Raw genomic sequence first — 21,089 nt, forward strand, 5'->3', positions numbered from 1 at the left:
AATATTGGGCCGCCAGCGGTGATATTGGCTTCTGAACGATATCCGGCGTCTTGTCTTCTTGCCTTCTTTCGACCGTGGCCAGTGCCGGGTTCACCTTTACCTCGATACTTGCCAGTTGCGGCAGTAGCTGCTCGCGTAATTTTCGGATCAGATTGTTCCGTTCGTAGTTGAGCCGCATCGACCAGGATGCAGAGGCCGTTTCAATGATTAACGTACCCTGGCGATAGTTGCTGACCCGGCAGTGATCCGAGCAATCCAGATGCTGTTTGACTGCTTTGTCGAGTTTGCTCAGCGCGATAGCACGTTGCTGAATGTTGCCAATCTGGCTGTCATCGAGCAGGCTGGCGGTGGTTCGGGGGCGGTGATCACGCATGAAACATGTCCTAATTAGGGCTAAGTTCTAATTTTTCGTATATGAGTCGTAAGTCGTCCGCTTTTATCATAGGCGACCTCGTTAATATGTCATATTATACCAAGTCTATAGAATGCAGGTTAATGATTGGCTGTTTTCTATAGCAATGGCAGATATGCCTGGCCGCGAGGGGTGCAGCTGTTGCTAAAACACTGTCCCAAAGCAAAACATTGGTATTGTTTTCATCTAGCCCTTGAAATTAAACCAGAGGGTCACAATATCATTTATAACCATTGTTTTTCGTGTCGGCTTCTGTTGTCACATTCTTGTGGCGGATTCAGGCGGGACAGGAATCCCGGTTATGAAACCCAGATTAAGCGATTCAGCCAGTACTGAAGCTGAAATAACAAAGAGAAAACGGCAACGCCATGTTATCAAAACTACTGACCAAAGTTATCGGTAGCCGTAACGACCGCACTCTGCGTCGTTTGCGTAAAATTGTTGATCAGATCAACAAGCTAGAACCTCAATTAGAAAGCCTGCAAGACGAAGAGCTGAAAGCGAAAACTGCTGAGTTCCGTGAGCGTCTGGAACAAGGTGAGAACCTTGACCAGTTGCTACCAGAAGCTTTTGCAACCGTGCGTGAAGCGTCGAAGCGTGTATTTGGTATGCGTCACTTCGATGTCCAGCTGATTGGCGGTATGGTGCTTAACGATTGCCAAATCGCCGAGATGCGTACTGGTGAAGGTAAAACCCTGACGGCAACACTACCGGCTTACCTGAATGCCCTGACGGGTAAAGGTGTTCACATCGTTACGGTGAATGACTATCTGGCTGCACGTGATGCGGAAACTAACCGCCCTCTATTTGAATTCCTTGGCATGACTGTTGGTGTCAACGTGCCAAACATGCCGCCGCAAGCGAAGAAAGAAGCGTATGCGGCAGACATCCTGTACGGAACCAACAACGAGTTTGGCTTTGACTACCTGCGCGATAACATGGCTTTCCGTCCGGAAGACCGCGTTCAGCGCGAGCGTTTCTTCGCCGTAGTCGATGAAGTCGACTCCATCCTTATCGATGAAGCCCGTACTCCGTTGATCATCTCGGGCCCGGCAGAAGACAGCTCTGAGCTGTACATCAAGATCAACAAGTTGATCCCTGAGCTGGTGAAACAGGATCAGGAAGACAGCGAAGAATACCGTGGCGAAGGTCACTACACAGTTGATGAGAAGGCCAAGCAGGCCCACCTGACCGAAAATGGCCAGGAGTTTGTCGAAGAGTTGCTTAAGCAGAAAGAAATGATGGCCGAGGACGATACTCTGTACTCGCCAGCAAACATCAGCCTGCTTCACCATGTGCATGCTGCATTGCGTGCGCATGTTCTATTCGAGCGTGATGTTGACTACATCGTCAAAGACGGTGAAGTGATCATCGTTGATGAGCACACCGGCCGTACCATGCCGGGACGTCGCTGGTCTGAAGGCCTGCACCAAGCAGTAGAAGCCAAGGAAAATGTGAAGATCCAGAACGAGAACCAGACACTGGCCTCGATCACTTTCCAGAATTATTTCCGCCTTTACTCCAAGCTGTCAGGCATGACAGGTACTGCTGATACAGAAGCGTTCGAATTCCAGTCAATCTATGGCTTGGAAACAGTGGTTCTTCCGACCAACAAACCGATGATCCGTGATGATATGGGTGATCTGGTTTACATGACCGAGCTGGAAAAATTTGCCGCGATCAGTGAAGACATTCAAGAGCGTGTCGGTAAGGGCCAGCCTGTATTGGTGGGTACCGTATCAATTGAAAAATCTGAGCTGCTGTCTAATGCCCTGAAAAAGCAAGGCATCAAGCACCAGGTACTGAATGCCAAGTTCCACGAGAAGGAAGCTGACATTGTTGCCGAGGCTGGTCAGTCTGGCGCTGTAACCATTGCAACTAACATGGCAGGTCGTGGTACCGATATCGTACTGGGTGGCTCGTGGCAGAGTGACGTGGCCAAGCTTGAAAACCCGACCGATGACCAAATTGCTGCTATTAAAGCGAAGTGGAAAGAAAACCATGAAGCTGTACTGGCTGCTGGTGGTTTGCATATTATCGGTACTGAACGCCATGAATCTCGCCGTATCGATAACCAGCTGCGTGGTCGTTCTGGTCGTCAGGGTGACCCGGGTTCATCTCGTTTCTATCTGTCAATGGAAGATGGCCTGATGCGTATCTTCGCCTCTGATCGTGTTTCTAACATGATGAAGAAGCTGGGTATGGAAGAAGGCGAAGCGATTGAGCATCCATGGGTGACCAAGGCAATTGAGAATGCTCAGCGCAAGGTAGAAGGCCGTAACTTCGATATCCGTAAACAGCTGCTTGAATTCGATGATGTTGCCAATGATCAGCGTAAGGTGGTTTACGAGCTGCGTGACGAGCTGATGAATGCTGAAGACATCAGCGAGATGATCGAGCAGAACCGTGAAGATGTGATCCAGGCTGTTATTGACGGCCATATTCCGCCACAATCTCTGGAAGAAATGTGGGATGTTCCTGGACTGGAAGAGCGTCTGAAAACAGACTTCGATATGGAGCTGCCAATTCAGGAGTGGCTGGATACCGAAGAAAAGCTTTACGAAGAAGCACTGCGTGAGCGTATCGTCGAGAAGGCTGTAGAGATTTACCGTGAGAAAGAAGAGGTTGTCGGTGCTGCGGTACTGCGTAACTTCGAGAAAACGGTCATGCTGCAAAACCTTGATACGCTTTGGAAAGAGCACTTAGCTGCGATGGATCACCTGCGCCAGGGTATTCATTTGCGCGGCTATGCCCAGAAGAACCCTAAGCAGGAATACAAGCGCGAGTCGTTTGAGCTGTTCGAGGGAATGCTGGAGAGCCTTAAGTCTGATGTCATTATGATCCTCAGCAAGGTGCGTGTTCAGCAGCAGGAAGAAGTTGAGCGTCTGGAAGCTGAGCGTCGCCGTCAGGCGGAAGAGCTGGCTCGTCGTCAGCAGTTCCAGCACCAGAATGCAGAAAGCCAGATTGCCGATGAAAGCACTGAAAGTGGCGAAAGCGCACCTTTCCAGCGTGAAGATCGCAAAGTTGGCCGTAATGAGCCTTGCCCATGTGGTTCCGGCAAGAAATACAAGCAGTGCCACGGTAAGATCAGCTAATTGATTAGCCGTAAAACAGTTTGATACAGTGAAAAGGCCGCGCAAGCGGCCTTTTATTTAGTAGAGAACATCGTCAAGAATAAAAATGTCGCAAAGAAAAAGAGGTAAGCGGAGTGGATCGGGAACAGATGTTTTTCACATTCTGCTGGCGGCTTGATATGGATAGCAGGTATCAGTTTGGAAAAGAAGCAAGTGTGGATCTCGGCAGGGATCATTCTTAACGCTCAGCAAGATGAAGTGTTTATTACCCGACGTGCAGCCAAAGCCCATAAAGGTGGGTTCTGGGAGTTCGCCGGTGGCAAGGTTGAGCAGGGAGAGACTGCCGAACAGGCTGTGGTCCGTGAGCTGGATGAGGAAGTTGGGATTCAGGCGACGAAACTGGAGCATTTTATGGCGCTTGAACATGACTATCCGGAAAAGTCACTGAAGTTTGATTTCTTTCTGATCAAAGCCTTTGAGGGAGAAGCATACGGCAAGGAAGGCCAGCCTGGCGAGTGGGTTAAGTTGACGTGCTTGCGGGACTATGCGTTTCCCGAGGCCAACGAGGTGGTGCTGGATAAATTGATAGGGATGTAAACTCGGTTGGTTCTGGGTTATAGGTTTTGGTCCTTGGGTCCAAGGATGAGCTGGCTTATGCTCTTCCTCGCACCCAGGGCCGAATATTCTCGTATCCTTTTAATAGCCCATATCTTCTGACCAACCGTCAGAATCGGACATATCCGGCGCGCCCGGTATGGCTTTTTCCTCTTCCGCCCATTCACCCAGGTCAATTAGCTGACAGCGCTTGGAGCAAAACGGACGAAATGGGCTTTCCTCACTCCACTTCACTTTCGATTGGCAGGTCGGGCATTTAACAATAGTAATGTTGCTTGAAAGTGCCGTATTAGATTGTGTCACGTAAACCTCAGCAGATAGCTAGTTTAAACTCGATGGCCTCGGCTATGCCTGCGCCTTCTTCAAAAGGCAAGAAGCGAATGGCAAAGCGGCTGCGATGGCCCGATATCATAGGATATACCCCATAGCTTGGGCAAATCTCCAGCCGTAACAAGCTGGCATCTTCGGCATCATGCTGGAAAAAGCCGCCGCGAGCGATTTGCGGCTGATATTGGCCCGAATCCCGGGTCAGTCGGAGCCATAAGGTGAGAGCTTCGGTTAGCTCGGCAAGCTGCTTGAGCCAGTTGGCCATATCATTTTGCTTGTGTGCTAATGGTAAGTGTAGCCAGTGATGCAGGGCTGGGAGGTCAAAGCAGCAACTACCGCCCGGAATCGAAAAGCGTTGCTTGATCCCGCTAAGAAAGCGGTCCTCGCGGATTTCCTGGCCAAGGCGGCTGGCCGTGATCAACTGATGGTGGGCTAAATCCATGTTATCGAGGATCGTGAGCAGGGCAGTTTGATCAACCCCGTCGATATTGAGCCAGCTTTTTAGCTTGGTGCGTTGTTTGTCGAGATCTTTCGCCAGCTCGGACTTGAGCTGGATCTGATCGAGAATTTCCAGCAGATCAAACAGGGCCCGGAAGAAGATCTGATGCTGCCACTGATCATTGAGCTGGCTGGCATGTGTCATTTGCCGGATCAAATATTCAAGACGCAGATAAATACGTACTTTTTCGTTTAGCGGATGTTCAAAGCGGTTCGTTAGCATACTTGTTTATCCGAGGTTAACCCGTTACTGATAGTGAAGGCTCATCGCTAAATATTGCTGATGTAGGTCGGCGACGGCATCGTCAAGTTCGTCGCTGTCGCCATTGTTGTTGATCACATCATCGGCTGCGGCCAGACGCTCCTGACGTGAGGCTTGGGCTGCCAGAATTTTTTTGACATGTTCTGCATCAACCTGATCGCGTTGCCGGGTGCGTGCTATTTGCACTTCTTCGCTCACGTCCACGACCAATAAGCGATGGGCCATGGCCTGCAGGTTGTTTTCCACCATGAGTGGGATCACCAGCAGGCAGTACGGCGAGGTTGCTTGTGCGATATCCGCCTTCATCTTTTCCCTGATCATAGGGTGAAGAAGGGCATTTAACCAATCTTTCAAGCTGTTATCGTCAAAAATGGCCTGTCTTAGCTTACTGCGGTCTAGGGTACCATCTGTCAGTAAAATGTCAGTTCCGAGCTTGTCGATAATGGCCGTAAGTCCAGGGGTACCAGGCTCAACGACTTCTCTGGCGACGATATCGGCATCAATAATATCAATGTTATAGCGGCCAAATCGCTCGGCAACTGTTGTTTTGCCGCTGCCTATGCCGCCGGTGAGTCCGATAACCATTGTCATGACTACAATCCCAGGTATGAAGTTAGGTACCAGTTCAGCATGGGTTCACCCCATAAGATGGCAATCCAGCCTGCCAGTGCCAGGTAGGGACCAAAGGAAAACGGGGTCTGAGAGTCTGAACTTTGTATACGCATCAAGATGATGCCACAGATCGCACCGACCAAGGAAGACAAGAGTACAACAAAAGGCAGCAATTGCCAGCCGAGCCAGGCACCGAGTGCAGCCAGCAACTTGAAGTCACCGTATCCCATACCTTCCTTGCCGGTAAGTAGTTTGAAGCACCAGTAAAGGCTCCAGAGTGACAGGTAGCCAGCCATTGCACCGATAACTGATTCGGTGAGCGATATCGGTCCCCAGCCCAGCAAGGCAACCAGAATACCGGCCCACAGCAGCGGCAGGGTGATCTGATCAGGGAGCAGCATTTTGTCGATATCGATAAAGGTCAGGGCAATAAGGGCAAAACTAAAGAAGATCACAGCGATTGCCCATTCGGAGGCGGGCAGAACAATGGCTACGGTTGTCGTGACAATGGCTGTGAAAAGCTCGACGGCCGGATAGCGGGCACTGATTTTTGCTTGGCATGAGCTACAGCGTCCTTTGAGAATCAACCAACTGATAACAGGAATGTTCTCCCACATGCTGATTTGATGCTGGCAGTGCGGGCAGCGGGAGCGGGGCACGCTCAGGTTAAAAGGAGGCGTGTTTTCTACCGGACCGAACTCCGGGAAACATTCGGCGCAGTCGGCTTTCCACTGCCTTTCCATCATAACGGGTAGGCGGTAGATCACGACGTTGAGAAAGCTACCGACCAGCAGTCCGAAAATGGCAGCAAAAACAGGAAATAGCCATGGGTAGTAAGTCAGCAGTTCCATGAAAGACATCTCATACAAATATGTCAGGGTATTGTAGGGGATCACAACGGCAGATCCTAGATTAAGCGCGACTGGCTTTTATCCCATCACGCTCATTAACTTAAAGATAGGCATATACATTGCCACCAACAGACCACCAATCATGCCGCCGAGGAAGAGAATAATCAGCGGCTCGAGGATTTTGCCGAGGTTATCGACCGTATTGTCGACGTCATCTTCATACAAAGCGGCCATTTTATTGAGCATATCGTCTAACGAGCCGGACTCTTCACCTATCATTGTCATTTGTAGCATCAATTCCGGAAAGACACCGCTCTGGCGCAGGGCTATATGAAGTGGCATACCTGCAGCAGTGCTGCTGTGGGCCTCCTCGATAGCCTGCTCGATGTATTTGTTGCCGGCCGTTTTACCGGCAGACTGGAGGCCGCTTAGCAAGGGGATCCCAGCACTGAAAGTAGTGGCCAGGGTACGGGAGAACCTTGCCACCGTCGCCTTGAGCAGAACATTACCAACAATAGGCAGCTCTAAATTGAGACGGTGAATTGCCAGTTTGAATCGGCGAGAGCGCTGATAGCGAAAAATGAATAAAAACAGAAATGTTAACAGGCCAATGGCCAGGTAAATGCCGTAGCCGAGCATGAAATCGGAGGCTTTGATAACCTGCTGGGTAAACCAGGGCAACTCGGCACCGAAGTTGCTGAAGATGCTGGCAAACTGCGGGATGACAAACACCAGCATCATAATCGTGACACCGATTGACGTAAGGGTAACCATTGAAGGGTAGATCATTGCCTTGATGACTTTTTTTCGTGTTGACTCGTTTTTTTCCCGGTAGGTTGCGATGCGATCGAACACCTCAGGCAAATGGCCGGTTTGTTCGCCGGTGAGCACCAGATCGCAGTAGAAGTTATCAAACAGGGGGGAGCTGGTCTTTAGCGCCCGAGACAGTGATGCGCCTGCCTCTATCTGGGTGGTTACCTGGGCCAGAACCGCTCTTCCTTCAGCCTTGTTGTGGCTGTTTGCCATCATTTTTAGCGCCTGGACAACCGGTACACCTGAGGCAATCATTGTCGCCAACTGGCGGGTGATGGCTGTAACATCGGCTGGCTTGAGCTGGTTTTTGAGTTTGCTTAGCGTCGATGGCTTGTGGCGTTTTATTTTTTTTACCTGGATCATCTGTTCGCCGAGCATAGTGCGAACGTCACGTTCCTGAAAACCCAAGGTAATACCCGAGACTTTTTTCCCGGCCTGATTAACGCCCCGCCAATGGAAATAGCGAATTTTACTAACTTGTGCCATCGGTATTCCTTGTATGAACGTTAGCTAAAATGCAGCACCCGTTGCAGCTCTTCCAGGCTGGTGATGCCTGCGCAGAGTGTGTCTATGCCAGACTGTTGCAGTGTCTGCATTCCCTGGCGGCAGGCAAGCTCTTCCAGCTCGAGAGTTGAGGCGCCTGCTACCAGAGCCTGGGCGAGCTCACGGCTAAACGGCATGACTTCATAGATCCCGACCCGACCGAGGTAGCCTTGGTTACAGTCATCGCACCCCTGCTTGTTGGCCTGGTAGATAGCGGCAGCTGGCGGTATTTTCAGTTGTTCACATACCAGACTATCGAGCTGCTGCTGTTGTTTACAGCTACTACACAGGCGGCGGGCGAGGCGCTGGGCAATGATCAGGCTGAGCGATGAGGCCAGGTTGAAGTCCTGTATTCCCATGTTGGTCAGACGGGTAATGGTTTCGGCCGCCGAATTGGTGTGCAGGGTTGACAGCACCAAGTGACCGGTTTGCGCCGCCTTGACCGCAATGGATCCGGTTTCCAGATCCCGTATTTCGCCCACCATCACCACATCGGGGTCCTGGCGCAGAAAGGATCTCAGTGCCTCGGCAAAGCCCAGTCCGATCTGGCTGTTGATCTGGACCTGGTTGATCCCCGGCAGGTTGATTTCGACCGGATCTTCGGCGGTAGAGATATTCCTCTCATCGGTGTTGAGGATCTTTAGTCCGGTATAGAGTGATACCGTTTTGCCACTCCCGGTGGGGCCTGTCATTAAAATCATCCCCTGCGGCTTTTTCAGGGCATGCAGATAAGCTTGTTTTTGCGGTTCGTTATAACCGAGGATGTGAATATCCAAATTGGCGCTGGAACTGTCGAGGATCCGCAGTACCACTTTCTCCCCCCACAGTGTCGGCAGGGTCGAGACCCGAAGATCGATCGCCAGCGCTGGCGTCAGCTTAAGTTTGATTCGGCCGTCCTGGGGTTGGCGGCGCTCGGCAATATTGAGTTTTGACATCACTTTGAGGCGAGTGGACAGTCGTCGTGACAGGTGAGCCGGTGGCATGGCATGCTGGTGGAGGATGCCGTCGCAGCGAAAGCGGATCCGGTACGATTCCTCGTAGGGCTCGAAGTGGATATCCGAGGCTTTTTTGCGCACTGCATCCATCAATATCTGGTTGATGTAGCGGGTAACCGGGGCACTATCCTGGCTGAGATCGGTTGCTTCATCAAGCAACTCACCTTCGCCTAAGTCAACCAATTCGCCCAGATCGGCATCTGTCACGTTGCGCTGGTGCTGGAGTGAATGATGATTTTCGCCGATCTCGCTGCCGTAAATCCGCCGGATTGCACTTTCCAGCTGCTTGGCTTCAAGTAGCAAAGGCTCGATATTTTTTCCAGTGGCAAAGCGAAATTCATCCAGGGCATCGATCTGGGTCGGATCGCTGAGGCCGACAAATAGGGTGTTGTCGTTTACCTGTAAGGGGAGCACCCGGTGCTGGAGCACCAGTTCGCGCTGGTTGAGACTTTTGTTGCAATGCTGATAATCGTACTGGTGAACATCAACCAGTGCGATGGCAAAGATGTGCTCGAGGTGGCGGGCCAGTTCCGTGCCGCTGAACAAACCGAGCTCGACCATGGCAGAAGGCACACTGGTGCCTTCTGCCCGGACAATATCGACCACTTGCTGCTCCTGCTCCGGGCCAATCAAGCTAGCCTGGTGCAGGACGGAGGCGAGGTTGGTTTGCATTAACTAGCTCTTTGGACAGAAGTCTTTTTGATCATCTCCGGTACAGGAAACCGTCCAAACAACACCGTTAGCATCTGAGAAAGGAGTTACTTTCACAATAGCATTTTGTGGAAGAGGGCCTTTTGCTTTTCCATTAGGTACATATGCTTTGACAAACTTATCGGATGTTACTGATACTGCACCACTTGTGCCGATAGTTGCTGTTACATCAGAAATAATATTGAAAACATCTCCATTGCCTTTGCTAAATGTTTGTTCTGCTGGGACTCCATTTTCTCCACTGGAGCAGTTTATAGTCCTGTCAGAGCCTGAGATTGATACATTTCCATTAAGTAAACAGAGTCCTACAGCTGTTTTCATCGCTGCAGTTGCATTCAACATTTCAGTCGCATGTGCTCTCTTGGTGTAGTTTTGGTAGGCTGGCATCGCAAATGCGCTCAGAATCCCGATAATCGCCACCACTATCATTAGCTCAATTAATGTAAACCCTTTTTGTCCTTTCATCTTCTTGTCCTTCTTATTCTGTCAATAATCATTGAAATACAATGACCTCAGCATACTTATGGTTGCAATTGGTTGAATAATGTAAGGGTGATTACTCGGCCTACATTTAATTTAAACTCATTGATTTACATTGGTTGCATATTGGTAAGTGGTTGCCGACGCAAATTTTACTAATGAAATTATCAAGTTAGGGGGCTGTTGATGTATTGGTTATTTGGTAGGGAGTAATCGAGTTGATGGTGATAGCTTGGTGGGGCTGGTTGAGGAGGTAGGAAGTCAGGAAAAAGCAGCCGTTTGGATATCAGGCTGCTTTTTTGATAATAACTTGTTTAGTAGTACGCATTATTGAAAGCGCGTTACTTTAACCGTATTACTTAAATCGCATTGATAAGTCCATGGCCTTGAGGTGCTTGGTCAGCGCGCCTACAGAAATGTAATCGACACCGGTCAGGGCAAATTCACGGATAGTCTCGAGCGTGACATTGCCGGAGTTCTCTAGTGCCGCGCGGCCAGCGTTGATTTTCACGGCTTCACGCATCATGTCGGTGGTAAAATTATCGAGCATAATGATATCGGCACCGGCATCAATGGCTTGCTGTAGCTCATCCAGCGACTCGGTTTCGACTTCCACCGGTTTGCCCGGATTGAGCTGTTTGGCTGTGCTGATGGCTTGCTCAATGCCGCCACAGGCAATGATGTGATCCTCTTTGATAAGGTAGGCATCGAATACGCCGATACGGTGGTTGAAACCGCCACCGCAGGTCACGGCATATTTCAGCGCGCTGCGCAGGCCAGGAACAGTTTTTCGGGTATCGAGCAGGCGGCACTGGGTCCCTTCCAGCTGTTTGGCATATTCTGCAACCGTTGTGGCACAGCCTGACAGGGTCTGGATGAAGTTCATCGCATTACGCTCGCCGGTCAGCAGGATGCGAGACGGGCCGCTCAGGGTACACAGGGCTTGGTTGGGTTCGACGGCATCGCCATCCTGGACATGCCACTCGATGCTAGCTTCACCGCCCAGCTGCTTGAAGACTTCCTCGGCCCACATCTGGCCGCAGAAGATGCCGTGCTCGCGGGTGATGATAGTGGCGATGCCCTGGCTGTCGGCCGGGATCAGGCTGGCGGTGATATCGAGCGTCGGATCAATCGTCCCGCCCAGATCTTCACGTAAGGTGTCGGCGACGGCACGGGTAATTTCTTGTGGGAGTTGCTGCTTTAAGTAGTTTAAGCGCGATTCGCTGTCGTGCTTCTTTTCCATCTGAGTCATGACATGTCCGTAGCAAGGTTGAGCTGCTGTTGAGCGGGAAGTGGATAGGCGTTTCCCGAGATCTTATGGCGACGATCATACATGGAGACTCAAAAAGATGCGAGATCCCAGATGGCGGATCTTAGTTCCCGGGATAGCGGCTTCTTGTTGTCTGAAAAGCGGGGGTAAAGAGAGGCGCAGGCGCTTGACATTGCCCCGTAGCTGGTGAAATCTGCCAGCAGCATTCAGCCCCGCTGGGCAACAAGATCAGGAAGTCACAAGAAATGTTAACAATCGATAATACCCACTGGCTCGAAGGTGTTAAGCATGTCCCGTCCCCCTTCTATGATCAGCGAGAAGACAGCCAGGATATCTCGCTGCTGGTGATCCACAATATCAGCCTGCCGCCGGGGCAGTTTGGCGGTCCATATATCGAGCAGCTTTTTACCGGTCAACTGAATCCGGAGGAACATCCCTATTTCGAGTTAATTTCAGGCTTTCGTGTCTCTGCTCACTGTTTAATTAGAAGGAATGGCGATATTATCCAGTTCGTTCCGTTTGATTGTCGTGCCTGGCATGCCGGCGTGTCGCAGTTTGCTGGTCGTGACAAGTGCAATGACTACTCAATCGGGATCGAGCTGGAAGGAACGGATACCCTCCCTTATACCCAGGCCCAGTACAACACATTGACTGAGCTGACCCGGGTTATTATTCAACATTACCCTGACATCAATGCTTCACGGATCACCGGGCACGAGTTTATTGCACCCGGGCGTAAAACGGATCCCGGTATCGCCTTCGATTGGCGGGCGTTTAAAACAGCGCTGCTGGAAAAATAGTGACCGTCGGGTGAAAAATTGTCATTTTCAAATTGGTCAGACCATTAAACGATTTTTCGCCATATTTCCTTTCATGACTGTTGATGAATGATGTTCTCTATGTTTTAACAAGTTTTCATAAGTTGAAATTTTTGTTAAATCCCCCTCCATTCTATGATTTCCATCAAGTTGCTGGTGGACATCTTCAATTATTTATGTAAACTTTCCTTCCATAATTTAATTGGTAATACCAATTTACCCGTCAGCGGGTTTCCCGAAACGCTATAAGTACAAGAAGCATAACGAAAAAAATGACTTATAAACGAATTCGCCAACCAAAGCTCTCCGATGCCATCGAGCAGGAACTAGAGCACCTGATCCTGGAAGGCACCCTGTCTCCGGGTCAGCAGCTGCCGCCTGAGCGCGAGCTGGCCAAGCAATTCGACGTTTCACGCCCGTCAGTAAGGGAAGCTATCCAGCGTCTTGAAGCCAAAAACCTCCTAACTCGCCGTCAGGGCGGGGGCACGTTTGTGACGGAAAAACTATGGCAGAGTTTTTCCGAGCCGCTGCTGGATTTGCTGAGCGCCCACCCGGAAACCCAGCTAGATTTACTTGAGTCTCGTCACGCCCTAGAAGGCCTGGCTGCTTACTATGCAGCCCTGCGAGGCAACGAAGAAGATTTCACTCGTATTCGTGACTGCCATAAGCGGATACAAGATGCCCAGCAGCAAGGCGATATGAAGGCCGAAGCCAGTGCAGTCATGCAGTACCTGATCGCGGTGACCGAATCCGCACACAACGTGGTACTCCTGCACATTATCCGCAGCCTTGCACCATTGCTGGAGCAAAACGTATTACAAAACTTTGAACTCCTGAACCGTCGCCAAGATGTGGTGGGGAAGGTGAGAAAGCATCGAGCCAATATTGTCCAGGCGATTGTTTCTGGCGAGCCGGAAAAGGCCCGCGAAGCATCGCATGCACATTTGGCTTATATCGAGGAAACCTTGTTGGATTTATCGCGTGAAGATAGCAGACGTGAACGCTCTCTTCGTCGGATTCAACAACGCAAGGACGGGCTGGATTAGTACCGCTCATTATACGTCGAGCCGGGTAGTAAACAGTCGCGACAATATACCAGTCGTCATAATTCTCTGTTCATTCAGCGGATATAAAACACACGATTGGTATTAAGTTTTGTAGATTATCAACGAAAGGATAGATCGCATGTCTGAAGTCATGAAAAATGACGTGGACGCACTGGAAACTCAAGAGTGGCTAGCAGCCCTTGAATCAGTCGTTCGTGAAGAAGGTGTAGAGCGCGCACAGTACCTATTAGAGCAAGTACTGGATAAAGCACGTCTTGATGGCGTAGATATGCCAACAGGTATCACTACCAACTACATCAACACCATCCCATCAGATCAAGAACCAGCTTACCCTGGCGACACAACGCTTGAGCGCCGTATCCGCGCGATCATCCGTTGGAATGCTGCAATGATCGTACTACGCGGCTCGAAGAAAGATCTTGAGCTGGGTGGCCACATGGCATCTTTCCAGTCTGCTGCGGCGTTCTATGAGACTTGTTTCAACCACTTCTTCCGTGCTCCGAACGAGAAGGACGGTGGTGATCTAGTTTACTACCAGGGCCACATTTCCCCGGGTATCTACTCTCGCGCGTTTGTTGAAGGTCGTCTGACAGAAGAGCAGCTAGATAACTTCCGTCAAGAAGTAGACGGTAAAGGTATCCCTTCATACCCGCACCCTAAACTGATGCCTGAGTTCTGGCAGTTCCCGACTGTATCTATGGGTCTGGGTCCAATCTCTGCTATCTATCAAGCTCGTTTCCTTAAGTACCTGGAAGGCCGCGGCATGAAAGATACTTCTGAGCAGCGCGTTTACGCCTTCCTGGGTGACGGTGAGATGGATGAGCCAGAATCACGGGGTGCGATTTCATTCGCTGCGCGTGAGAAGCTGGACAACCTATGTTTCCTAATCAACTGTAACCTGCAGCGTCTTGACGGCCCGGTAATGGGTAACGGCAAGATCATCCAAGAGCTGGAAGGCCTGTTCAAAGGTGCTGGCTGGAACGTAGTTAAAGTTATCTGGGGTAACAACTGGGATTCTCTACTGGCGAAAGACACCTCGGGTAAGCTGCTACAGCTTATGAACGAGACTATCGACGGTGACTACCAGACATTCAAGTCGAAAGACGGCGCTTACGTACGTGAGCACTTCTTCGGTAAGTACCCAGAAACAGCAGCACTGGTTGCTGATATGACTGACGATGAAATCTTCGCGCTTAAGCGTGGTGGTCACGAGTCATCTAAGCTGTACGCGGCATACAAGAACGCGGCAGAAACCAAAGACCGTCCAACTGTTATCCTTGCTAAGACTGTTAAAGGTTACGGCATGGGTGAAGCGGCTGAAGGTAAGAACATTGCGCACCAGGTTAAGAAGATGGACATGTCTTCTGTTATGCACCTGCGCAACCGCCTAGGCCTGCAAGACCTTGTTTCTGATGAAGACGTTAAGAACCTGCCTTACCTGAAACTGGAAGAAGGTTCGAAAGAGCACGAGTACCTGCACGCTCGTCGTAACGCACTTCACGGCTACACGCCACAGCGTCTGCCTAACTTCACTGAAGAACTAGTGATCCCAGAAGTAGAAGAGTTCAAGCCACTGCTAGAAGAGCAAAAGCGTGACATCTCTACGACTATGGCATTCGTTCGTGCGCTAAACGTTCTACTTAAGAACAAGAACATCGGTAAGAACATCGTTCCTATCATTGCTGACGAAGCACGTACTTTCGGTATGGAAGGCCTGTTCCGTCAAATAGGTATCTACAACCCGCACGGCCAGCAGTACACACCGCAGGATCGTGACATCGTTTCTTACTACAAAGAAGCAACTTCGGGCCAGGTACTACAGGAAGGTATCAACGAGCTGGGTGCTATGTCTTCATGGGTTGCTGCGGCAACGTCATACAGCACCAACGATCTGCCAATGATCCCGTTCTACATCTACTACTCAATGTTCGGCTTCCAGCGTGTGGGCGACATGGCGTGGATGGCAGGTGACCAGCAGGCGCGTGGTTTCCTACTGGGTGCGACAGCAGGTCGTACTACCCTGAACGGTGAAGGTCTACAGCACGAAGACGGTCACAGCCACATCATGGCTAACACTGTTCCTAACTGTATCTCTTACGACCCAACGTTCGCTTACGAGGTTGCTGTGATCATGCAAGACGGTATCCGTCGCATGTACGGCGAACAAGAGAACGTGTTCTACTACCTAACGGTTATGAACGAAAACTACGCGATGCCAGCTATGCCAGAAGGCGCTGAAGAAGGCATCCGTAAGGGTATCTACAAGCTAGAATCTTACGCGGGTGATAAGTCTAAAGTTCAGCTAATGAGCTCTGGAACGATCATGAACGAAGTTCGTAAAGCCGCTCAGATCCTAAGCGACGACTACGGTATCGCTTCTGACATCTACTCTGTAACGTCTTTCAACGAACTAACTCGCGAAGGTCAGGACGTTGAGCGTTTCAACATGCTTCACCCAGAAGCAGAGCAGAAAGTACCTTACATTGCACAGGTAATGGGTACTGAGCCTGCAATCGCTGCAACTGACTACATGAAGAACTACGCCGAGCAAGTTCGTGCGTTCATGCCTTCTGAGTCTTTCAAAGTACTTGGTACTGATGGTTTCGGCCGCTCTGACAGCCGTGCGAACCTACGTCGTCACTTCGAAGTTAACGCAGGCTACGTCGTAGTTGCTGCACTGACCGAGCTGGCTAAGCGTGGTGATGTTGAGAAGTCTGTAGTTGCTGAAGCAATTGCGAAGTTCGACATCGACGCTGACAAGATCAACCCGCTATACGCGTAAGAGGTAAATTAAACATGGCAATCGAAATTAATGTACCTGACATTGGTGCGGATGAGGTTGAAGTCACTGAGATTCTTGTTAGCGTTGGCGACAAGGTTGAAGAAGAGCAGTCTCTGATCACTGTAGAAGGCGACAAGGCTTCTATGGAAGTACCAGCTTCTCAGGCGGGTATCGTTAAAGAAATCAAAGTGGCTGAAGGCGACAAGGTTTCTACCGGTTCTCTAATCATGATTTTCGAAGCCGAGGGTGCTGCAGCTGCAGCACCTGCTCCTGCGGCTGAAGCAGCGTCTGCTGCTCCAGCGCCGGCAGCAGCGGCTGAGCTGAAAGAAGTTCACGTACCGGACATCGGCGGTGACGAAGTAGAAGTGACTGAAATCATGGTTGCAGTCGGCGACAGCATCGAAGAAGAGCAGTCTCTTCTTACTGTTGAAGGCGACAAAGCATCAATGGAAGTACCTGCACCATTTGCCGGTACCCTAAAAGAGATCAAAGTAGCAGCAGGCGATAAAGTATCGACTGGCTCACTTATCATGGTCTTCGAAACAGCAGGTTCAGGCGCTCCAGCAGCACCCGTAGCCGCAGAAGCGCCAGCGGCGGCTCCTGCAGCATCTGCAGCGAAAGAAGTTAACGTACCGGACATCGGTGGCGACGAAGTAGAAGTGACTGAAATCATGGTAGCTGTAGGCGACATGATTGAAGAAGAGCAGTCTCTTATTACTGTAGAAGGTGACAAGGCTTCTATGGAAGTACCTGCACCGTTCGCTGGTAAGGTTAAAGAAATCAAGATTGCAGCAGGCGACAAAGTGTCGACTGGCTCGCTAATCATGGTATTCGAAGTGGCAGGCGCAGCACCTGCAGCGGCACCTGCTCCTGCGGTAGCAGCTCCAGCGGCGGCACCTGCTCCTGCAGCAGCACCTGCGGCGGCAGCTCCAGCTTCTACGGGTGACTTCCAGGAAAACAACGACTACGCTCACGCGTCTCCAGTTGTTCGCCGTCTTGCTCGCGAGTTCGGTGTTAACCTCTCTAAGGTTAAAGGTACTGGCCGTAAGAACCGTATCCTGAAAGAAGACGTACAGAACTTCGTTAAAGAAGCACTTAAGCGTCTTGAGTCTGGTGCTGCGGCATCTGGCAAAGGTGACGGCTCTGCACTGGGTCTACTACCATGGCCGAAAGTTGACTTCAGCAAGTTCGGTGAGACGGAAACTAAGCCTCTATCTCGCATCAAGAAGATCTCTGGCGCTAACCTGCACCGTAACTGGGTAATGATCCCTCACGTTACACAGTGGGATAACGCAGACATCACTGCTCTGGAAGCATTCCGTAAAGAGCAGAACGCGATTGAAGCGAAGAAAGACAGCGGCATGAAGATCACTCCGCTAGTATTCATCATGAAAGCAGCGGCGAAAGCGCTTGAAGCATTTCCAGCGTTCAACTCTTCTCTATCTGAAGACGGTGAGAGCCTGATCCTGAAGAAGTACGTGAACATCGGTATTGCTGTAGATACGCCAAACGGTCTTGTTGTTCCTGTCTTCAAAGACGTAAACAAGAAAGGTATCTACGAGCTTTCTGAAGAGCTGATGGCGGTGTCTAAGAAAGCACGTGCTGGTAAGCTGACTGCGGCAGACATGCAGGGTGGCTGTTTCACCATCTCTAGCCTTGGCGGCATTGGTGGTACTGCGTTCACACCTATCGTGAATGCGCCAGAAGTCGGCATCCTGGGTGTATCTAAGTCTGAAATGAAGCCAGTGTGGAACGGTAAAGAGTTCGAACCACGCCTACAGCTTCCATTGTCACTGTCATACGATCACCGTGTGATTGACGGTGCCGAAGGTGCACGCTTCATCACTTACCTGAACGGCTGTCTATCAGATATCCGCCGTTTGGTGCTTTAAGGTTTTACATCCGCAACGCCATGCCTGCAACAGCAGGCATGGAATTGTTGTGTAGCTCACAGGCTATGGCAATATACTTTTCACTTTGTTAACAGGTCTGTAAACTTGTTGGCAATCTGAAAGAAGAATGTACAACAGCAAATAAGTACAACTTACCTGATAGCCTGTTAGGGATAAAAGACTACAACGAGGTCATGATGAGTAAAGAAATTAAAGCCCAGGTAGTGGTGTTGGGTTCAGGCCCTGCTGGTTACTCTGCGGCATTCCGTTGCGCGGACTTAGGTCTAGATACGGTTCTAATCGAAAAATACAGCACGCTTGGTGGTGTATGTCTGAACGTGGGTTGTATCCCATCAAAAGCCCTTCTTCACGTAGCTAAAGTTATTGAAGAAGCGAAGGCGATGGCTGAGCACGGTGTTGTGTTCGGTGAGCCGCAGACAGATATCAACAAGATCCGTGTCTGGAAAGAAAAAGTAATCACTCAGCTGACTGGCGGTCTTGGCGGTATGGCTAAGATGCGTAAAGTTAACGTTGTTAACGGTTACGGTAAATTCACCGGTCCTAACACTATCGTTGTTGAAGGCGAAGAAGGCCAGACAACGGTTAACTTCGACAACGCGATTGTTGCGGCAGGTTCTCGTCCTATCGAGCTGCCTTTCATCCCGCATGAAGACCCACGCATCTGGGACTCAACTGACGCTCTTGAGCTAAAAGAAGTACCTGAGAAGATGTTGGTCATGGGTGGCGGTATCATCGGCCTGGAAATGGGTACGGTTTACCACTCGCTAGGTTCTCAGATCGACGTTGTTGAAATGTTCGATCAAGTGATCCCTGCAGCTGACAAAGATATCGTTCGCGTCTTCACCAAACGCATCAAGAAGAAATTCAACCTGATGCTGGAAACTAAGGTGACGGCAGTTGAAGCGAAAGAAGACGGTATCTACGTTTCAATGGAAGGCAAGAAAGCACCAGCTGAGCCTGTACGTTACGACGCTGTACTTGTGGCAATCGGCCGTGTACCAAACGGTAAGCTGATTGATGCAGAGAAAGCGGGTATCGAGGTTGACGAGCGCGGCTTTATCAACGTTGACAAGCAGATGCGTACCAACGTACCGCACATCCACGCTATCGGTGACATCGTTGGCCAGCCAATGCTCGCTCACAAAGGTGTGCATGAAGGCCACGTTGCGGCAGAAGTTATCTCTGGCAAGAAGCACTACTTCGATCCTAAAGTTATTCCTTCAATTGCCTACACTGAGCCAGAAGTGGCATGGGTTGGTAAGACAGAGAAAGAAGCTAAAGCCGAAGGCATCAACTACGAAGTGGCGACATTCCCATGGGCAGCTTCTGGTCGTGCAATCGCTTCTGACTGTGCAGACGGTATGACGAAGATGATCTTCGACAAAGACACGCACCGTGTGATCGGTGGTGCTATCGTTGGTACCAACGGTGGTGAGCTTCTGGGTGAAATCGGTCTGGCGATCGAGATGGGTTGTGATGCAGAGGATATTGCTCTGACTATCCACGCTCACCCAACGCTACACGAATCTGTGGGTCTGGCTGCTGAAGTCTTCGAAGGTTCTATCACTGACCTTCCAAACCCGAAAGCGGTTAAGCGTAAGAAGTAATTCTTGCTGCTTCAAAAGGTATGAAAAAAGCGCCCTAGGGCGCTTTTTTGGTTTTTGATAACCCAACTACAGCTTAAATGTCCCTACCATGTCATCGAGGCGCTTGGACAGCTCGCGCAGCTCCTGACTCGAGTGGGCCAGTTCGGTGGCGGTATCGGCTGTGCGCTGGGTCGTCTCGTTGATTTCCTCGATATTGCAGTTGATATCGTTGACGACCGTTGACTGTTCTTCGGTAGCCGTTGCAACCTGGGTGTTCATGTCTGAGATCAGGGTGATGCGATCGGCAATAGATACCAGTGCGCCGGATGCCTCATCGGCTGCCGAGACACCGTCGGAGGTTAGCTGGCGGCTCTGGACGATAGCATTAACGGCGTTGCTGGCTTCTTCCTGCAGGCGGTTGATCATGGTTTGGATCTCGTCTGTCGAGTCGGCAGTCCGGCTTGCCAGGCTGCGTACCTCGTCGGCCACGACGGCAAAGCCACGACCTTGCTCGCCAGCACGGGCAGCTTCGATTGCGGCATTGAGCGCCAGCAGGTTAGTCTGCTCCGAGATACCGCGGATCACGTCAAGGATGCTACCGATAGCCTGGGTATTGTTGGCAAGAGATTCGATCACCTCGCTGACGTTGGATACATCGTTGGATAGCTGGCTGATGCTGTCGCGTGCCTTTCCGACAACGGCCTGGCCGTTCTGGGTCTCGGATTCGGCATTATGAGCGGCATCGGCAGCCTGTGCGGCGTTGCCGGCAATCTCGTTAACCGTTGCGCCCATTTGGTTGATAGCGGTGACGACCTGAATCGTACGGTCACGCTGGGTGTGGCTGTTATCCAGGGTCAGCTGAGCCTGAGAAGCGACCGACTCTGCAGCACTGCGCAATGAGTTGCCAGTTTCGGCCACTTCACGCACCGAGTAGTGGATTTTGCCGATAAAGGTGTTGAAGCCTTCAGACAGCTGGGCGATCTCATCTTTGCCTTTGATATCGATTCGGTGGCGAAGATCGCCTTCACCTTCGCCAAGGTCTTTGAATACAGCAGCAAGGCGTTCGATCGGGCGGGTAATGTTGCTACCGAGCCAGATCGCCATCAGGACAAATACTGCCGCGATAGCGGCTGTCCAGACCATGATTTGGTTGCGTGCCTGGTTCAGTCCGGCAAAGGCTTCTTCCTTGGGGAGTTCGGCGACCACATACCATTCCATTGAAGGGATATAGCTGGTGGCAATCAGGGTATCGCTGCCGTTGATAGTCGCTTCGGCAACGTTGAAGTCATCCTTGTTTAGCAGCTGGCGAGAGGCCTTGGTACCGTACAGCTGGTTCAGATCACTGCCGCCCATCTTGCTTTTGTCTTTATGCAGACGCACCATGCCGCTGGCATCTGTGAGGTAGACATAGCCAGTTTGCTCCAGCTTGAATTGGTTAATGAACCTGACCATTTCGTCCA

The 21,089-nt window shown here is 50.8% G+C and carries 17 protein-coding genes; 7 read left to right on the forward strand and 10 right to left on the reverse strand.

Annotated elements, in window-relative coordinates:
• Positions 1–373, reverse strand: a 373-nt coding sequence (locus MHN01_RS03540; protein ID WP_239410064.1) for a DUF721 domain-containing protein, incomplete at its 3' end; no start/stop codon positions are given.
• Between the two features lie 407 nt (positions 374–780).
• Between MHN01_RS03540 and secA the strand changes: the two genes are divergently transcribed.
• Together secA and mutT are read left to right on the forward strand one after the other, a co-directional pair.
• Positions 781–3,507 (forward strand): preprotein translocase subunit SecA, encoded by a 2,727-nt coding sequence (secA, locus tag MHN01_RS03545; RefSeq protein ID WP_239410065.1) that lies wholly within the window; start codon positions 781–783, stop codon positions 3,505–3,507.
• Between the two features lie 177 nt (positions 3,508–3,684).
• Positions 3,685–4,083, forward strand: a complete 399-nt coding sequence (gene mutT / locus MHN01_RS03550; RefSeq protein WP_239410066.1) for an 8-oxo-dGTP diphosphatase MutT — start codon at positions 3,685–3,687, stop codon at positions 4,081–4,083.
• 99 nt (positions 4,084–4,182) lie between these two features.
• Here the strand turns inward: mutT and yacG are convergent, their stop codons facing one another.
• The 8 genes from yacG to nadC form a co-directional block, all read right to left on the reverse strand.
• The gene (gene yacG, locus MHN01_RS03555; RefSeq protein ID WP_239410067.1) at positions 4,183–4,404 is read right to left on the reverse strand and encodes a DNA gyrase inhibitor YacG; all 222 of its coding nucleotides are present in this window, start codon (positions 4,402–4,404) and stop codon (positions 4,183–4,185) included.
• A gap of 7 nt (positions 4,405–4,411) precedes the next feature.
• A complete protein-coding gene (gene zapD, locus MHN01_RS03560) occupies positions 4,412–5,149 on the reverse strand; it encodes a cell division protein ZapD (protein ID WP_239410068.1) in 738 nt (245 codons plus the stop codon).
• Between the two features lie 24 nt (positions 5,150–5,173).
• Positions 5,174–5,779 carry a dephospho-CoA kinase gene (coaE, locus tag MHN01_RS03565; protein WP_239410069.1) on the reverse strand — a complete coding sequence of 202 codons (606 nt, stop codon included), beginning with the start codon at positions 5,777–5,779 and terminating at the stop codon, positions 5,174–5,176.
• A 2-nt stretch (positions 5,780–5,781) separates the two neighbouring features.
• Positions 5,782–6,651 carry an A24 family peptidase gene (locus tag MHN01_RS03570; RefSeq protein WP_239410075.1) on the reverse strand — a complete coding sequence of 290 codons (870 nt, stop codon included), beginning with the start codon at positions 6,649–6,651 and terminating at the stop codon, positions 5,782–5,784.
• A 78-nt stretch (positions 6,652–6,729) separates the two neighbouring features.
• Complete coding sequence (locus MHN01_RS03575) at positions 6,730–7,956, reverse strand: type II secretion system F family protein (RefSeq protein ID WP_370646412.1); 1,227 nt, start codon at positions 7,954–7,956, stop codon at positions 6,730–6,732.
• A gap of 14 nt (positions 7,957–7,970) precedes the next feature.
• A complete protein-coding gene (gene pilB / locus MHN01_RS03580) occupies positions 7,971–9,674 on the reverse strand; it encodes a type IV-A pilus assembly ATPase PilB (protein ID WP_239410071.1) in 1,704 nt (567 codons plus the stop codon).
• 3 nt (positions 9,675–9,677) lie between these two features.
• The gene (locus tag MHN01_RS03585) at positions 9,678–10,178 is read right to left on the reverse strand and encodes a prepilin-type N-terminal cleavage/methylation domain-containing protein (protein WP_239410072.1); all 501 of its coding nucleotides are present in this window, start codon (positions 10,176–10,178) and stop codon (positions 9,678–9,680) included.
• Positions 10,179–10,548: 370 nt separating this feature from the next.
• Positions 10,549–11,436, reverse strand: a complete 888-nt coding sequence (gene nadC, locus MHN01_RS03590; protein WP_239410076.1) for a carboxylating nicotinate-nucleotide diphosphorylase — start codon at positions 11,434–11,436, stop codon at positions 10,549–10,551.
• Positions 11,437–11,708: 272 nt separating this feature from the next.
• Between nadC and ampD the strand changes: the two genes are divergently transcribed.
• The 5 genes from ampD (at position 11,709) to lpdA (ending at position 19,650) form a co-directional block, all read left to right on the forward strand.
• Entirely contained in the window at positions 11,709–12,263 is a 555-nt protein-coding gene (gene ampD, locus MHN01_RS03595) for a 1,6-anhydro-N-acetylmuramyl-L-alanine amidase AmpD (protein WP_075762344.1), read from the forward strand.
• A gap of 290 nt (positions 12,264–12,553) precedes the next feature.
• Complete coding sequence (pdhR, locus tag MHN01_RS03600) at positions 12,554–13,327, forward strand: pyruvate dehydrogenase complex transcriptional repressor PdhR (protein WP_075762343.1); 774 nt, start codon at positions 12,554–12,556, stop codon at positions 13,325–13,327.
• A 139-nt stretch (positions 13,328–13,466) separates the two neighbouring features.
• Positions 13,467–16,130 (forward strand): pyruvate dehydrogenase (acetyl-transferring), homodimeric type, encoded by a 2,664-nt coding sequence (aceE, locus tag MHN01_RS03605; protein ID WP_075762342.1) that lies wholly within the window; start codon positions 13,467–13,469, stop codon positions 16,128–16,130.
• 14 nt (positions 16,131–16,144) lie between these two features.
• Positions 16,145–18,022, forward strand: a complete 1,878-nt coding sequence (gene aceF / locus MHN01_RS03610) for a pyruvate dehydrogenase complex dihydrolipoyllysine-residue acetyltransferase (protein WP_239410073.1) — start codon at positions 16,145–16,147, stop codon at positions 18,020–18,022.
• A gap of 197 nt (positions 18,023–18,219) precedes the next feature.
• Positions 18,220–19,650, forward strand: coding sequence for a dihydrolipoyl dehydrogenase (gene lpdA, locus MHN01_RS03615; RefSeq protein WP_075762437.1), 1,431 nt, complete (start codon positions 18,220–18,222; stop codon positions 19,648–19,650).
• A 66-nt stretch (positions 19,651–19,716) separates the two neighbouring features.
• On the opposite strand, the gene MHN01_RS03620 is transcribed toward lpdA, so the two are convergent.
• Positions 19,717–21,089: methyl-accepting chemotaxis protein (locus MHN01_RS03620; protein WP_239410074.1), on the reverse strand; the 1,373-nt coding region annotated here is incomplete at its 5' end.

The sequence above is a fragment of the Photobacterium sp. OFAV2-7 genome, assembly GCF_022347985.1.
GTDB lineage: Bacteria > Pseudomonadota > Gammaproteobacteria > Enterobacterales > Vibrionaceae > Photobacterium.